The sequence below is a fragment of the Streptomyces sp. NPDC091289 genome, from assembly GCF_044757365.1.
Taxonomy (GTDB): Bacteria; Actinomycetota; Actinomycetes; order Streptomycetales; family Streptomycetaceae; genus Streptomyces.
This window is the reverse complement of record NZ_JBIVUT010000016.1, coordinates 206,307-219,590: the sequence shown is the minus strand read 5'-3', so window position 1 is coordinate 219,590 and position 13,284 is coordinate 206,307. Positions and strand designations below refer to the sequence as shown.

13 protein-coding genes are annotated in these 13,284 nt (G+C 70.8%); 1 reads left to right on the top strand and 12 read right to left on the bottom strand.

Annotated elements, in window-relative coordinates:
* Positions 1-372: 372 nt before the first annotated feature.
* A complete protein-coding gene (locus ACIQPT_RS22795; RefSeq protein ID WP_401157867.1) occupies positions 373-810 on the top strand; it encodes an SPW repeat protein in 438 nt (145 codons plus the stop codon).
* A gap of 127 nt (positions 811-937) precedes the next feature.
* On the opposite strand, the gene ACIQPT_RS22790 is transcribed toward ACIQPT_RS22795, so the two are convergent.
* From ACIQPT_RS22790 to ACIQPT_RS22735, 12 genes are all read right to left on the bottom strand, one after another.
* A complete protein-coding gene (locus ACIQPT_RS22790; protein ID WP_401157866.1) occupies positions 938-3,778 on the bottom strand; it encodes a DEAD/DEAH box helicase in 2,841 nt (946 codons plus the stop codon).
* A 45-nt stretch (positions 3,779-3,823) separates the two neighbouring features.
* A complete protein-coding gene (locus ACIQPT_RS22785; protein WP_401157864.1) occupies positions 3,824-4,732 on the bottom strand; it encodes a diacylglycerol kinase in 909 nt (302 codons plus the stop codon).
* An 18-nt stretch (positions 4,733-4,750) separates the two neighbouring features.
* Positions 4,751-5,713 (bottom strand): twin-arginine translocase subunit TatC, encoded by a 963-nt coding sequence (gene tatC / locus ACIQPT_RS22780; RefSeq protein WP_401157862.1) that lies wholly within the window; start codon positions 5,711-5,713, stop codon positions 4,751-4,753.
* Positions 5,714-5,762: 49 nt separating this feature from the next.
* On the bottom strand, positions 5,763-6,059 hold the full coding sequence (tatA, locus tag ACIQPT_RS22775; protein ID WP_401157860.1) for a Sec-independent protein translocase subunit TatA: 297 nt from the start codon (positions 6,057-6,059) through the stop codon (positions 5,763-5,765).
* Positions 6,060-6,277: 218 nt separating this feature from the next.
* Entirely contained in the window at positions 6,278-6,475 is a 198-nt protein-coding gene (locus ACIQPT_RS22770; protein ID WP_137232198.1) for a hypothetical protein, read from the bottom strand.
* Between the two features lie 74 nt (positions 6,476-6,549).
* Positions 6,550-6,882 carry a hypothetical protein gene (locus ACIQPT_RS22765; protein ID WP_401157858.1) on the bottom strand — a complete coding sequence of 111 codons (333 nt, stop codon included), beginning with the start codon at positions 6,880-6,882 and terminating at the stop codon, positions 6,550-6,552.
* Between the two features lie 22 nt (positions 6,883-6,904).
* Complete coding sequence (locus ACIQPT_RS22760) at positions 6,905-7,861, bottom strand: YafY family protein (protein WP_030583605.1); 957 nt, start codon at positions 7,859-7,861, stop codon at positions 6,905-6,907.
* A 13-nt stretch (positions 7,862-7,874) separates the two neighbouring features.
* Positions 7,875-8,828 (bottom strand): YafY family protein, encoded by a 954-nt coding sequence (locus ACIQPT_RS22755; protein ID WP_103531952.1) that lies wholly within the window; start codon positions 8,826-8,828, stop codon positions 7,875-7,877.
* Positions 8,829-8,991: 163 nt separating this feature from the next.
* A complete protein-coding gene (locus tag ACIQPT_RS22750; protein ID WP_401157855.1) occupies positions 8,992-9,363 on the bottom strand; it encodes an FKBP-type peptidyl-prolyl cis-trans isomerase in 372 nt (123 codons plus the stop codon).
* Positions 9,364-9,427: 64 nt separating this feature from the next.
* Entirely contained in the window at positions 9,428-10,408 is a 981-nt protein-coding gene (locus ACIQPT_RS22745; RefSeq protein WP_401157853.1) for an FKBP-type peptidyl-prolyl cis-trans isomerase, read from the bottom strand.
* 173 nt (positions 10,409-10,581) lie between these two features.
* Positions 10,582-11,943, bottom strand: a complete 1,362-nt coding sequence (gene pafA / locus ACIQPT_RS22740; protein ID WP_401157851.1) for a Pup--protein ligase — start codon at positions 11,941-11,943, stop codon at positions 10,582-10,584.
* A 9-nt stretch (positions 11,944-11,952) separates the two neighbouring features.
* A complete protein-coding gene (locus tag ACIQPT_RS22735; RefSeq protein WP_401157849.1) occupies positions 11,953-13,212 on the bottom strand; it encodes an MFS transporter in 1,260 nt (419 codons plus the stop codon).
* Positions 13,213-13,284: the final 72 nt, after the last annotated feature.

Genomic DNA, 13,284 nt, shown 5'->3' with positions numbered 1-13,284 from the left:
CGTCCGGCAGACCGCCCGCGGGCGGCCCGGAGTTGATGTACCGGCCCGCCGGGGGGGGGGGGCGGGGGCCCCCCCCCCCCCCCCCCCCCCCCCCCCGGGGGGGGGGGGGGGGCCCCCCCCCCCCCCCCCCCCCCCCGCCCCTCGTCGTGCGTGGGCGCTGCACTTCCAGCCCAACGGGCAGGCCGCGGAGGACCTCTTCGCTCTGGCCGCCCGGCTGGACGCCGAGGCCCCGGGTCTCCTGAGATTCCCCCTCGAAAATATCTCCCGAAATATACACATAAGCGCCAGATAAGAGCACCATAGAGGAAAGGGTGCCTGCCGCATCCATCCGCACGGCGGCGGGGCCCGCAGGAACGAAGGAGACGAAATCTCATGAGCAACGTCTCACACGCGAGGAGCGATATATCGGGCCACCCCGATGCCTCCGAAATGCGTGCGCGGTACGACCGCGTGATGGGCGGCCGTGATGTGGCGCTGGTAGACGCGCCGGTGTTCCTCGTCGGTCTCTACTGCGCCGTTTCCCCGTGGGTGCTCCACTTCACGGCCAGCCAGCCGGCCCTGGTGACGCACAACCTGGTGATGGGTATCGCCATCGCGGTCCTGGCCCTCGGCTTCACCGTGATGCCCGAGCGCATGGCCGGCCTGAGCTGGGCGCTCTGCGCGATCGGTGCGTGGATCATCGTGTCGAGCTGGGTGGTGGGCAGCAGCCCCGACGCAGGGATCGTGATCAACAACATCATCGTCGGCGGACTGGTGGTCCTCCTGGGCATGGTCTGCGCGGGAGCCGCGGCCAAGAGCCGCAGCACCTGACCACGACGACAACCCCCGAAACCCCCGACAAGCCCCGCCCCTCTTCCAGCCCCTCCGGCGGTCGCTTCCCAGCCCCTCCGGCGCTTGAGGAGCGGGGTCCGGGGCGGAGCCCCGAACTACAGCCCGGTCACCCGACCGAGCTGTAGGCCACCACCCCCCGCAACACCGCATCCACCGCCTTACGCGCGTTCTTCGCCACACCGGACGCCCCGGCCCCCGCATCCCGAGGAGCCGCCGCGGCCACCTGCCCCAGCACGTCGATCACCTGCTTGCACCACCGTACGAAGTCCCCCGCCGGCATCTCCGCCTCGCGCAGCACCTCGTCCAGCGTCCGGCCGGAGGCCCACATGTAGACCGCCCAGGCGAAGCCGAGATCGGGCTCGCGCTGCCCGACCCCCTCCGCCTGGTTGATCTTGAAGTCCTCCTCCAGGGCATCCAGCCGCCCCCAGATCCGCACCATCTCGCCCATGGCGACCTTCGCGGGACCGGACGGCAGCTTCGGCGCGACCGCGTCATCGGCCTGCCGTGCCTCGTACACCAGCGCCGAGACGCAAGCCGCCAGTTCAGCGGGGTTGAGCCCTTCCCAGACCCCCTCCCGCAGGCACTCACTGGCGAGCAGGTCCAACTCCCCGTACAACCGGGCCAGCCGCCGCCCGTTCGCGGTGACCTCGTTGCCCCGGAGGTAGTCCAGCTCGGTGAGGAGCGCGACGATCCGGTCGAAGGTCCGGGCGATCGTGTTCGTCCGGCCCTCGATCCGCTTCTCCAGCTGCCGGGTGTCCCGCTGCAGCCGGTGGTAGCGCTCGGCCCACCGCGCGTGGTCCTCCCGCTCGTCGCACCCGTGGCACGGGTGGGCGCGCAGCTCGGTCCGCAGCCGGGCGATCTCGCGGTCGTCGGCGGCCGGCGCCCGCCCCTTGCGGTGCCGGTCGGGCACGATGTGTCCGGCCTTGGACCGCAGCGCGGAGGCCAGATCGCGCCGGGACTGCGGTGAGCGCGGGTTGAACGACTTCGGGACCCGCATCCGGTCCAGCGCCTCCACGGGCACCGGGAAGTCCATCGAGGCCAACCGCTTGACCTGCCGCTCGGCGGTCAGCACCAGCGGACGCGGCCCGTCGTGGTGGTCGAACCCGCGGTGCCCGTTGGCCCGCCCCGCGGGCAGCCCGGGATCCAGCACCAGGGCGAGCCCCGCGAACTTCCCCGTGGGCACATGGATGACATCCCCCGGCTTCAGCTTCTCCAGCGAGGAGGCCGCCGCCGCCCGCCGCTGCGCCGCACCCTGCTTGGCCAGCTCCGTCTCGCGGTCCTTGAGGTCGCGGCGCAGCCGCGCGTACTCCTCGAAGTCGCCGAGGTGGCAGGTCATGCCCTCCTGGTAACCCTCGAGGCCCTCCTCGTTGCGCTGGACCTGCCGGGAGATCCCGACGACGGACTTGTCGGCCTGGAACTGGGCGAACGAGGTCTCCAGCAGTTCCCGGGACCTGTGCCGCCCGAACTGCTGCACCAGATTGACCGCCATGTTGTACGAGGGGCGGAAGCTGGAGCGCAGCGGATACGTACGCGTCCCGGCGAGGCCGGCCAGCGCCGTCGGGTCCATGCCGCGCTGCCACAGGACCACCGCATGGCCCTCGACGTCGATGCCGCGGCGTCCGGCCCGGCCGGTGAGCTGGGTGTACTCGCCGGGGGTGATGTCGGCGTGCTGCTCGCCGTTCCACTTGACGAGCTTCTCCAACACCACCGAGCGCGCGGGCATGTTGATGCCGAGCGCCAGGGTCTCGGTCGCGAAGACGGCCTTCACCAGACCCTTGACGAACAGCTCCTCGACGACCTCCTTGAAGGTCGGGAGCATGCCCGCGTGGTGTGCGGCGATGCCGCGCTCCAGGCCTTCGAGCCACTCGTAGTAGCCCAGGACGTGCAGGTCCTCGCCGGGGATGGACGCGGTCCGCTCCTCGACGATCTCCCGGACCAGCCGGCGCTTGTCCTCGTCGTTGAGGCGGAGTCCGGCGTACAGGCACTGCTGGACGGCGGCCTCGCAGCCGGCCCGGCTGAAGATGAAGGTGATGGCGGGCAGCAGGCCCTCGTTGTCCAGCCGGTCGATGACCTCGGGCCGGCCGGGCGTCCAGATCCGGCCGCGCTGACGCCTCTCGCGCTCGCGGTCGGCCTCGCGCACCATCTTGCCGCGGCGGCGGTCGCGCGGGTTGTAGACGTTCTGGCTCTCCTGCCGGGCGAGGCGGACCAGGTCCGGGTTGACCTCGCGCCGTCCGGCGCCCCGGCCTCCGTGGTCGGTGGCCTCCTCGAAGAGGTCGTACATCTTGCGGCCGGCCATCACGTGCTGCCAGAGCGGCACCGGGCGGTGCTCGGAGACGATCACCTCGGTGTCGCCGCGCACGGTGTCCAGCCAGTCGCCGAACTCCTCCGCGTTGGAGACGGTCGCCGACAGGGAGACCAGCGTCACCGACTCCGGGAGGTGAATGATCACTTCCTCCCACACCGCGCCCCGGAAACGGTCGGAGAGGTAGTGCACCTCGTCCATGACCACATAGCCGAGGCCGGAGAGCGACTGGGAGCCCGCGTACAGCATGTTCCGCAGGACCTCGGTGGTCATCACGACCACCGGCGCCTCGGAGTTGACGCTGTTGTCGCCGGTCAGCAGGCCGACCTTGTCCGCGCCGTACCGCTTGACCAGATCGGCGAACTTCTGGTTGGACAGTGCCTTGATCGGCGTGGTGTAGAAGCACTTGCGGCCCTGCTCCAGGGCCAGATGCACGGCGAACTCGCCGACGATCGTCTTGCCCGACCCGGTGGGGGCCGCGACCAGCACCCCCTTGCCCGCCTCAAGGGCCTGGCAGGCCTCGATCTGGAACGGGTCCAGGCCGAACTCGTACATCTCGCGGAAGGGCCCGAGGGCCGTCGCCATCTCGGCCGCGCGGGCGCGGGATGCCTCGTATCGCTCAGCTGGTGAGAGGTCCTCTGTCATCTTGCGTACGAGCCTACCCGCCACCTCCGACACTCAGCGCGATCTTTAAATGCCCTTGGTCTTTGACCCGGTGAGCACCCGTACGGCGCCCGGTACGCAGGTGGCGGTGAGCGGCAGCGCGCCCAGCGGTTCGCCGTCCGCGTACGCCGTGACCCCGGCCGCCGCCAGCTCGATCGAGGAGACCCGGTGCACGGTGACGGCGGGGTGGCCCAGGTGCGTGCCCCTGTAGACCTTCGGGAAGACCTTGAGGAGCGTGGTGCGGGTGCACTCCCCCACCACAGTCACGTCGAAGAGCCCGTCGTCCATCTCGGCGTCGGCACAGATCCGCATGCCCCCGCCGTACGTGGTCCCGTTGCCCACCGCGATGAGCGTGGCCTCGATCTCGGTGACCTCGCCCCCGTCGAGCCGGATCCGGTACGGGATCGGCCGGAAGGCGGCCAGTTCGGCGAGGATGGCGAGGTCGTACTTGAACCGTCCGCCGACGAAGCGCAGCCGGTTGCCGCGGTCGTTGACCCGGGAGTCGAACCCGGAGGCGAGGACGGAGCCGAACCAGCGGTCCCCGACCCGACCGAGGTCGATGTCGCGGTGGCCGCCCTCCTTGAGCGCCCGCGCGGCCAGCCGTCCGGCGGCGGCCGGGGCGCGGATCGGCAGGCCCAGCGCGCGGGCGACGTCGTTGCCGGTGCCGACGGCGACGACGCCCAGCGGCGTACTCGTCCCCGCGACGGCCTGGAGGGCGAGGGACATCAGCCCGTCCCCGCCCACGGCTATCAGCGCCCCGGTCCCCGCCGCGACGGCCTCGCGGGCCCGGCGCAGGGCGTCGTCGGCGTCCTCGCCCAGCACCGTACGGACGGAGAATCCGGCGTCCCGCAACGCGGAAGCGGCCGGCTGCGCGGCGTGCGCGCCCCGGCCGCGTCCTGCGGTGGGATTGACGAAGAGGGTGATCTCGCTGGTCACCCGCCGGACCTTACAAGGTCAGGTGATGTCGTCGTAACCGTTGAGCCGCTGCGATCCGGGACCGTCCGCCTCGCCGGATGCCTGCCCCGGAAGTGCGGGGCGGGAGGGGGCCGGCTCCACGCTCCCGACGGGCTCGGGCGTCAGATCGAGATCCGAGGCCTCGTCGTCGCTGAGCTCGGCGTCGGGGTTGCCGCGGTTGCGCCGCTTGTCGTTCAGCAGGGAGAAGCCGACGGCGATGAAGTAGAGGACAGCGAGCGGGCCAGCGAGAAGCAGCATGGAAACCGGTTCGCCACCGGGGGTCGCGATGGCCGCGAAGGCGGTGAGGCCCACGATCATTCCGCGCCACCAGCCGAGCATCCTCTTGCCGGAGACGACACCGGTCATATTGAGCGCGATGAGCAGCAGCGGCAGTTCGAAGGCGATACCGAAGACGATCACCATGCGGACCAGCAGATCCAGATAGCTGTCGAGCTCGATCTGGTTCTGCACGTTCTCGGGGCTGAACCCGAGCATGATCTCGGCGGTCTGCGGCAGGATCGCGTACGCGAGGTAGCCACCGGAGATGAAGAGGGGCGCGCCCACGACGGCGAAGGCGTAGGCGTAGCGCTTCTCGCCCTTGTGCAGCCCGGGGGCCACGAAGGCCCACAGCTGGTACAGCCAGACCGGGGTGGCCAGCAGGACACCGGACATCAGGGCGACCTTGAGGGCGTTGGTGAACGGCGCCAGCAGGGTGTTGGTCTTCAGCAGTGCGCAGGGCTTGCCGTTGACGGCGACGACCACGCCGTCCTTGCACCCGACGGATTCGAGAAGGGGGCGCAGAAGGAACTCGTAGATCTCCTTCTGGTAGAACGCCGCCACGATCATCACCACGACGATCGCCAGCACGGCCTTCAGCAGCCGGTTTCGCAGCTCACGCAGGTGATCGAGGAGAGGCATCCGCCCCTCGTCGTCCTTCTCCTGCTTGCGGGCAGACTTGAGCAACCCACTTCCCTCGTCTCGTGCGGCGGCTGTCGGCGGAGCGCGCCGGTTGTCAGCTCTGGGTGGTGGGCTTGGGCTCGCTGACCGGGCGGGAGCTGGTGACGTCTCCCGGAGCGGCCTGGATGGTGCGCGCGGTGGTGGACTGCGGGGGCGCCGGGTCCTCGACGGTCTCCGTCGTGGGCGTCGCGGTCGCCGCGTCGTCCTTCTTCATGGCCTTGGCCTCGCTCTTGAGGATGCGGGCCGACTTGCCGAGCGAGCGCGCCATGTCGGGAAGCTTCTTGGCACCGAAGAGCAGCAGGACGACAGCGATGATCAGAACGATCTCGAGGGGCTTCAGATTGCCGATCATGTGCGACTTCCTTCTCACTGAGGCGGCTGGAGGGTGGGCTCGCTACCCGTTCGACCGGGCCTACGTCCGATCGTTGCGCTTGGCAGCGATCGTAACCCGCGGGAGTAAACGCGAGGCAATGCCCGTGCGTACTCCGGCTTGCGGCCCGCACCTCCCTGCCTGGGCCGACCCATGCAGCGTACCCCCCGGTGCTGTCGAACATCAGGCCCCAGGGACCGTTATCGCAGGCCGTCGCCGGTGGCCGCGAGGCGGGTCGCGGCCCGTTCCAGGTCCTCCGACGCCCGGTTGATGCGCTCGGTGGTGACCGTGACCTGTCGGCCGAGACGCTGGGCCTCGACGAAGACCTTGATGCCGAGCACACCGAGCACGGCGATGCCCAGGAATCCGAGGGCGATGGCGAGCATGGGCCAGAACATTCGGCGGTGCCTCTTCTTCGTACGGGATTCCTGCGGGCTTCCTACGGGCGCTGTGGCCGGGATGGGCCGGGGCGCTACAGGGCGGTGTGCAGGCGCAGGGTCCGTACGCCGCCGCCGGTGAGCAGTTCGATGATGCGCTCCCCGGCCGGCTTGCGGACCGAGGCGCCGCACTCGGGGCAGGTGAAGGTGTAGAAGGTGGTGCGGCTGGTGGCGCCGATCGCCAGGCGCAGCGCGGCGGCGGCCAGCTCGAAGCGCCCGCGGCAGTCGGGGCAGGCGGCCCGGAAGCGTACGGCGGCGGGTACCGGCACGGGGACGGGTCCGGAGGCGGGACCGGTGCCGGTGCCGGGCAGGGGCGCCGGGCGGATCCCGGTGGTGACGGCGGCCGGGAACAGGAACGTCCGGTTCATCGTGTTCTCCCCTCCCCGGGTCTCAGACCGCGTCCTCGTAGGCGGCGAGCGCCTCCCGGGCGGCCGCGCGGGCGCTGTCCGCGAGCTCCGGCGGGGTGACGATGCGGCCGTCACCGCCGAGCCGCAGGGCGAGCCGGCGCAGCGAGGCCGGGTCCGGGGTGCGCAGGGTGATCCGCAGGCCGCCGTCGGGGAGTTCCTCGGCGGAGTCGTGCGGATAGTACTCGGCGACCCAGCGGCCGCCGGTGCCGACTTCGATCACGACTTCCGGGTCCTCGGCGGCGGGCTGGACCAGCCCCGCGGACAGGTCGCGCAGCTCCAGCTCGGGCGGGGCGGCGGGGGCGTCGAGGAGCCGGATCTCGGCGACCCGGTCCAGCCGGAAGGTCCGGCGGGCCTCGGAGAGCCGGCACCAGCCCTCCATATAGGTGTGGCCGACGGCGAAGAGCCGGATCGGGTCGACCTCGCGCTCGGTGAGTTCGTCGCGGGCGGGAGAGTAGTAGCGCAGCCAGAGCCGGCGGCGCTCCGAGATGGCCCGGTCGACGTCGGCGAAGACGCCGCCCTCGGCCTCGAAGGTCACCGAGAGCCGGGAGCTGGCCGCCCCGGACTCACCGGCGGCCGTCTCCAGCTTGGCGGTCGCGCGGACGAGGGCGAGCCGGTCGCTCTCGCGCAGTCCGGGCAGGGTGGCGACGGCGCGGGCGGCGACGAGCAGCGCGGTGGCCTCGTCGGCGGCGAGTCGGAGCGGCTCGGCGACGTCGTCCGGGTTGTGCCACCAGATGCGGTCGCCGTCGGTGTCGATGTCGAGGAGGTCGCCGCCGCGGAAGCTGGTGCCGCACATGGGCAGGACGTCGAGGTCCGAGATCAGCTCGTCCTCGGTGATCCCGAAGGCCCGTGCCACGTCCTGGACGTGGGCGCCGGGGCGCTCGCGCAGATACGTCACGAGGGACAGCATCCGGCGGGTCTGGTCGATCGCGTTCGTGGCCATCGTTTCCCTGCCCCTAGTCCTTGGCCACGGCGCGGAGCCGGTCCACCACATCGGCCCGCAGATCCGCGGGTTCCTCCACGACGACGTCCGGGCCGAACTCGACGAGCCAGGCGTCGAGGCCGTGCCCGTACGGGATCTCCAGCTCGTCCCAGCCGTCGCCGCGTTCCCGTACGGCGGTCGCGCGCGACCGCAGCGGGTAGCCGGCTCCGGCGCGCAGCCGGATCCGGGCGGTACGGGTCGCGGTCTCGCCGGCCCAGCTCTCGACGGTCTCGCGGACGGTGACCACGTCGGGCACCTCGGCGCTGAAGGCTCCGGCACGGGAGCGGACCTTGCCGGTGATGCGGGAGAGCCGGAAGACGCGTTCGGCGCCGCGCTCGCGGTCCCAGCCGGCCAGATACCAGTGGCCGCGCCAGCACTCGAGGGTCCAGGGTTCGACCTGGCGCTGCTCGGGGCGGGCGGAGTTGGCCTTGCGGTAGTCGAAGGTGACGGGGCGTCGGTCGCGACAGGCCAGCATGAGGGGCTCGAAGGCGGCCTCGTGGACGGGGATGCGGGGTTCGAGGGCGCTGTGGACCTCGTAGGCGTCCTCGGCCTCGGGCATGCCGGCGGCCCGCAGCTTCTGCAGGGCGCCGCTGGCGGCTCCGGCGAGGCGGGCCTGCTGCCAGACCTTGGCGGCGAGGCCGAGGGCGGCAGCCTCCTCGGCGTCCAGGGTGATGGGCGGCAGCCGGTTGCTGTCGCGGCGGGCCAGGTATCCGGTGTCGCCGTCGAGGTTCTCGACGGTCTCGATGACGAGGCCGAGCTCGCGCAGATCGTCCTTGTCGCGCTCGAACATCCGGTTGAAGGAGTCGTCGGAGCCTGCTTCGAGGTAGGCCTCGATGGATCCGCGGAGTTCGCGCTTGCTGAGCGGGCGCCGGGTCCCCAGCAGGCACAGCGCGAGGTTCATCAACCGCTCGGCCTTGGCAATCGCCATCGACGCCCTTTCTCTTGTTGCTCTACGACCGTCGACCGTACCGCCCCCGGGGTGTGGGGACCAAAGCCGGGCCGCGGTCCGCCGAGCGGTGGAGGGCGCCGCCGGACAGCGACGAGGGCCCCCGCCGTGCGGCGGGGGCCCTCATACGTACAACCGGAACGGATCAGACCGCGACGAGGTCGCAGACGAAGATCAGCGTCTCGCCCGGGGCGATCTTGCCGCCGGCGCCGCGGTCGCCGTAGGCGAGGTGCGCGGGGATGGTCAGCTGGCGACGGCCGCCGACCTTCATGCCCTGGACGCCCTTGTCCCAGCCGGAGATGACCTGACCGGCGCCGAGCTGGAACTGCAGCGGGGTGCCGCGGTTCCAGGAGGCGTCGAACTCCTCGCCGGTGGAGAAGGACACGCCCACGTAGTGGACGGAGACCTGCTGGCCGGCCTGGGCCACCTCGCCGTCGCCCTCCCAGATGTCCTTGATCTCCAGATCGGCCGGCGGCTCGCCGCCCGGGAAGTCGACCTCGGGCTTCTCGATGCTCACTGAACTGCTCCTAAAAGAATCTTGGGGACAAACCCCACAAGTCTCGCACGGGTCGCCCCGTCGCTCAGACAGTACCGAGGATGTCGACGACGAAGACCAGGTTGTTCTTGGCCAGCTGGTTCGAGGGGTCGGCGCCGTAGGCCTGGTTCGGCGGGATGGTCAGCAGGACCCGGTCGCCGACGTGCTTGCCGACGAGACCCTTGTCCCAGCCCTGGATGACACCGCCGACACCGATCGGGAAGGCGCTGGCGCCACCGTGGTCCCAGGAGGAGTCGAACTTCTCGCCGTCCTCCCACTTCACACCGGTGTACTGGACGACCAGGCCCTCACCGGCCTTGACCGCGGCACCGTCGCCCTTGATCAGCACCTGCTCCTGAAGGTCCTTCGGGGCCTTCTCACCCTTGGGAATGGTGATCGTCGCGGCCTTCTGCGACGCGGCCTTCACTTCGGGCGTCCCGGCCTTGCTCGCGGCCTGGTCCCCCTTGGCCTCGCCCTTCTTGTCGACCTTCTTGGCGTTGACGATGTCGACGACCCAGACCAGCGGGTCGGTGGGCTTGATCCCGGACTGCGGGTTCAGCTGCTCGCCGACGATCGCCTCGGCGGTGCCCTCGACCTGGACCCGGCTGCCGACCTTGCGGCCGGTCAGCGCGTCCGCGACCTTGGTCGGCAGCATCTGTCCCTGCTGGCCGACCTCCTGCACGACCTGGGCGCGGGGGGCCTTCGGGTCGGCGCCCTGCCGCTGGGCCCAGGTGGAGCCGAGGGCCTCGATGTTGCCGGCGAAGTCCAGGCGGACGATGTCGCCCTTCTTCACCTCGGCGCCGTCACCGGTCGAGACGTCGCCCACGACGACGTCGCCGGCCACCTTGGCGTCCTTGGGGATCTCGATCTTGGGCTCGGCACCGAACTTGCCGGACACCTCGGCGACGGGCCCCGACTTCTTCGGTGCGGCGTCGTCGTCGGAATCGGAACCACAGGCGGCGGTGAACAGCAGAGCGGGCACAACCAGTACGGCGGCGGCACGCCGGGCAGTTTTCGTGGGGATCATCAGTCCAACTCGCGTAGGGGGGTTCCGGGCACTCCCGCCACTCTACGACTTCGCCCCAGCGGCATCACGGGTACCGACACGGCTGTACGCCGGGGCTGGTCGGCCCCGGCGTACAATGTGTGCCATTTCCCACGGAACGGCTCCCACGGTCCGGCTCCCGCGGGCCGGCCCGGTCACATGCCCGCGATGAGCTTCTCCACCCTCTCGTCCACGGAACGGAACGGGTCCTTGCACAGCACCGTGCGCTGCGCCTGGTCGTTGAGCTTGAGGTGGACCCAGTCGACGGTGAAGTCCCTCCGCTGTTCCTGGGCCCTGCGGATGAAGTCGCCGCGCAGCCGCGCCCGGGTGGTCTGCGGGGGCACCGACTTGCCCTCGAAGATCTTCAGGTCGTTGCAGATGCGGGCGGTCTGCCCCTTGCGCTCCAGGAGGTAGAAGAGGCCTCGGCGGCGGTGGATGTCGTGGTAGGCGAGGTCTATCTGGGCGACCCGCGGGTTCGACATGGTCATGTTGTGCTTGGCCCGGTACCGCTCGATGAGCTTGTACTTCATGACCCAGTCGATCTCGGTGTCGATCCGGTCGAGGTCCTCGGCCTCGATCGCGTCCAGGGTGCGGCCCCACAGCTCCAGGACCTGCTCGACGGTGCCGGTGCGGATGCCCCGGCGCTCGACGAAGTCCACGGCCTTCTCGTAGTACTCCCGCTGGACCTCGATGGCCGAGGCCTCCCGGCCGCTGGCCAGGCGCACCTTGCGCTGTCCGGTGAGGTCGTGGCTGACCTCGCGGATCGCCCGGATCGGGTTCTCCAGGGTCAGGTCGCGCATCACGGTGCCCGCCTCGATCATGCGGAGCACCAGGTCGGTGGCGCCGACCTTGAGCAGCATGGTCGTCTCGGACATGTTCGAGTCACCGACGATGACGTGGAGGCGGCGGTACCGCTCGGCGTCGGCGTGAGGTTCGTCGCGGGTGTTGATGATCGGCCGGGAGCGGGTGGTCGCGGAGCTGACGCCCTCCCAGATGTGCTCGGCACGCTGGCTGACGCAGTAGACCGCGCCGCGCGGGGTCTGGAGCACCTTGCCCGCACCGCAGATCAGCTGCCTGGTGACGAGGAACGGAATGAGGATGTCCGCGAGCCGGGAGAATTCTCCGTGCCGGGCCACGAGGTAGTTCTCGTGGCAGCCGTAGGAGTTTCCCGCCGAGTCGGTGTTGTTCTTGAAGAGATAGACGTCGCCCGCGATTCCCTCCTCGTGCAGGCGGCGTTCGGCGTCGACGAGCAGGCCTTCGAGAATGCGCTCGCCCGCCTTGTCGTGCGTGACGAGTTCGGTCACGTTGTCGCATTCGGGGGTTGCATATTCCGGATGCGATCCCACGTCGAGGTAGAGGCGGGCGCCGTTCCGCAGAAAGACGTTGCTGCTGCGGCCCCATGACACAACACGGCGGAAGAGGTAGCGCGCCACTTCGTCAGGTGACAGTCGGCGCTGTCCCCTGAACGTGCACGTGACGCCGTACTCGTTCTCCAGCCCGAAAATGCGGCGGTCCATGACTGAACATTACGCCTTATGGCCTGAGCTGAAACCGGGTTCGACGGCACCGTTTCGATCATTTTCCGATCCCGTCACCACGGCGGGCGTACGGACGGGGGCCGCGAGGAGCCTTCCGGTGGCCAGCAGGACCACCAGGGCGGCCACTCCCCCGACCCCCGCGACGGCGAAGCCCCAGGCGGTCGAGCCGAGTTCGACGGCCGGTCCCGCGACGGCCGTACCGACGGCGGCGCCCACGCCGAACGTGGTGACGAGCCAGGAGAACGCCTCCGTCACCGTGCCGCGCGGGGCGTGCCGGTCGACCACGATGAAGGAGCAGGCGATGGCCGGTGCGAGGAACACTCCGGCGAGGGCGGCGAGGGCGGTCATGACGGGCACCGAGGGGGTGAGCGTCAGCGGCAGATAGCCCAGCGCCAGCAGTCCGACGATGACCCGCAGCCGCTTCTCGGGCACACCGGCCCACTGCCGGGCCCCGTAGGCCAGGCCGCCGATCAGCGCGCCGAGGCCGAGTGCGGCCATCAGCCAGCCGTACACCGACTCCCGGCCGTGGTCGTCGGCGTAGGCCACTCCGGCCACCGTGATGGAGCCGAGGGCGAGCCCGACGAAGAAGAACGCGCCGAGCAGGGCGAGGAGTCCGGGCGAGCGCAGCGCGCCGAGCCAGTGCGCCTCGCGGGGTGCGGAGCGCCAGGTGCGCGAGGGTTCGGAGAGGATGACCGAGAGCGCGCCGAGGACGCCGATGGCGTTGATGACGAGCAGGGCGGCGGCCGGGGACCAGAGCGAGACGAGCAGCGTCACCAGGAGCGGTCCGACGGTGAACATGATCTCCTGCGCCACGGCGTCCATGGCGTAGGCCCGGTGCACCTGGTCCTCGCCCTTGAGGACGCTGGGCCACAGGGCCCGCAGGCCGCCCTCCAGCGGCGGTGTGGCGACACCGGCGACGATGACGGCGAGGTAGGCCAGCGGGAGCGATCCGAGTCCGCTGAGGGCCAGCAGGGACATGCCGAGGGCGGAGACCACGGCGGCCGGGAGCTGGACGCGCGGCTGCCCGTACAGGTCCACCGCCCGGCCGAGCAGCGGCTGCCCGACGGCGGTGGCGAGGCCGTAGGCGGCGGCGAGCGCGCCGGCCAGGGTGTAGCTGCCGCCCTCCGCCCGGGTGAACAGCACGATCGCGATGTGCGCGGTGCCGTTGGGCAGCCGCCCCACCAGGGTGCCCGTCAGCAGCCGGGCGGCATGCCGCGCCCGGAGGATGTCCAGATATCCCGCGGCCATTCCCCGCCCCTCTCCGCTCCGGCCGGCCGACTGTGCCGCCGCCGAAGTGTTACGTATAACGTCGAGGTTCAT